The organism is uncultured Fibrobacter sp., assembly GCF_937877005.1.
Taxonomy (GTDB): domain Bacteria; phylum Fibrobacterota; class Fibrobacteria; order Fibrobacterales; family Fibrobacteraceae; genus Fibrobacter.
Genome location: NZ_CALEFV010000213.1, coordinates 1 through 2390, shown reverse-complemented (window position 1 = coordinate 2390; position 2390 = coordinate 1). Strand labels below are relative to the sequence as shown.

General features: G+C 49.0%; 2 protein-coding genes. Both read right to left on the bottom strand.

The window, feature by feature from the left end; translation table 11 throughout:
* A partial coding sequence (locus tag Q0628_RS09625) for a histidine kinase dimerization/phospho-acceptor domain-containing protein (RefSeq protein WP_298770490.1) occupies positions 1–886 on the bottom strand: 886 nt, incomplete at its 3' end.
* 19 nt (positions 887–905) lie between these two features.
* On the bottom strand, positions 906–2333 hold the full coding sequence (locus tag Q0628_RS09620) for a response regulator (protein ID WP_298770488.1): 1428 nt from the start codon (positions 2331–2333) through the stop codon (positions 906–908).
* Between the last annotated feature and the right edge of the window lie 57 nt (positions 2334–2390).

Sequence of the window (2390 nt, the reverse complement as noted above, 5' to 3'; positions counted from 1 at the left end):
AAAAGAGATCGTACTCCCCAACCAGACGCTCCATCTTTCCCGACTCGATCTTGGTGATGTCCAAGACATCATTCACCAGGGACAATAGCGTGTGCCCTGCGTTCTGGATGTTACGGGCGTATTCAAGAAGTGAATCGTCCTTACATTCCTTCAAAAGCATCGTGTTCATTCCCAAGATGCCGTTGATGGGGGTACGGATTTCGTGGCTCATGTTCGCAAGAAAAAAGCTCTTCGCCATGTTCGCCGATTCCGCATTCTTGCGCGCTTCCTCGGCCTCGGCCCAAGCCTTGCTGAGTTCGTCGGAACGCTGCGCCTTTTGGCGGGCGTTCTCCAAATTTTCAAGCAGACGGTGCGTAAGGCGCGCCACCGTGATGCACACCAGCGTCATAGCAATGGATTCAATCAAGAAGCCCGCCGACCTGGACACCCACCAGAAAAGGTCCGACGAAAATTCACCATGGTTAGCGCCCGATGCCCTAAAGAAAAGCGACACGACAATCAACAGATAGCTAACAATCGATATCTTGAGCGTGAACGACGCATCGAAGAACAATAGGCTTGTCACCATGGCTAGAGCATAAGTCATATAGACGCCAATATTTTCGTTGACGGCAAGCATTGCAATAATACTCGCCATGCCTAGCACACAAAAATAGCGGCGCGTCTTTAGCGAAGCATTCATGCGTTCGATGAATGTCGGCAACCACAAGATGACAAAGGCGATTGCCGTTAAAAGGTTCAATTCATAATAGTCGATTTTAAATAGCCCGATAACGTTTCCGAGATAAATCAGCGGAAACATGACCCAAAGCCAGCGCATCACGAGCGTGAGCGTCTTCAAGACCCGGCGATCGTTCTCTTCAAAAATATCATTAGATTCCATCATCTGTTTTCGAAGACTCCCATCACAAGGTCAGGCCGTCGTCACGCATTTCGTAACGGACATCGTCGTCAATCATCTTGAGCATCACATCTGCAAAGGTCGGATCAAACTGGTGGCCACGACCCTTCACGATTTCTTCGCGGACAGCGCTCTGGGGCAGCGCCGCACGGTAACTGCGACGGCTGCTCATGGCATCGTAGGCATCCGCTACGGCAATGATGCGGGCAATTTCGGGAATCTCGCAGCCGGAAAGGCCTTCAGGATACCCCTTGCCATCGAAGCGTTCATGATGGAAATGCGCACCAATTTCAATATTCGGCATCTCGGTGATGTTTTTCAGGATGTCCACCCCGATGCTTGGGTGCTGCTTAATCGTCTCGTACTCTTCGTCCGTGAGCTTCGAACTTTTGTTTAAAATGTTATCCGGAATTCCAATTTTTCCGATGTCGTGCAGAAGCGCCACAAAGTAGATTTCATCCTGATATTCGATGGACTTTCCTGCGCGGAGGGCTATTTCTTTGCTGTACTTTGCCACGCGGCTAGAATGACCGTTCGTGTAGCGGTCCTTGGCGTCAATCGCCGAAGCGAGGGTCTTCACGACCTGCAGCGACAAGATTTCATGCTTGCGGCGACTCTCTTCCAGTTCCGCAGTCCGACGCTCCACTTCACTTTCAAGATTGACCTGCAACTTGCGAAGCGAAAGAATTCGCTTGATTCGCTCTAGTACCACTTCAGGAACAAACGGCTTCTGGATATAATCCAAGGCCCCTTCCCTGAACACACGGACTTCCGTTTCCCTATCGCTGTCCGCCGTTAAAAATACGACCGGCAAGTCGCTACAGGCCTTCATCTTGCGAATTTCAGACAGCAGTTCGAAGCCATTCATACCGGGCATGTGCACATCCAAAAGCACAAGCGATGGGCGCTCCATCGAAAGACTGTTGAGCGTTTCCTGATAGTCCTGAGCCAAGATGACATTGTAGGTGGAACTCAACATGTGCTCAGCGAGTTTCAAATTCATGCGGTCATCATCAACGACCAATATCGTATCCCTGGAATCGGTCTCGGCATCAGCAAAGGCCTTGTTGACGCGTTCCAGCATTTCCGGCCCATACACCGGCTTTGAAATGAAATCCAGAACATTCAGACGGCGTGCAACGTCTTCATACCTGCTAAACTCGTTGCCAGTCAGGAAAAACACCCTTGTGTCGGCAATGGATTTCTCCGCGCGAATTTTTTCAAGGGTTTCAATTCCATTAAGACGGGGCATCTCAATATCCAAAAGGACTAGGTCGATTCCTCCGCGATTCTTCAAGTAGTCAATACAAGCTTCACCAGACTCCACCGTCACGATGCTATAGCCATCTTTTTGCAACACAAATTCGGCCAATTTTATAGAAATACGGTCGTCGTCCACAATCAAGATTGTCTTATTATGAAAAATAGTCAAGTTAAATCCTCTTTACATTACAAATATATATTAGAAATCGCCATGAGAAACGTATTT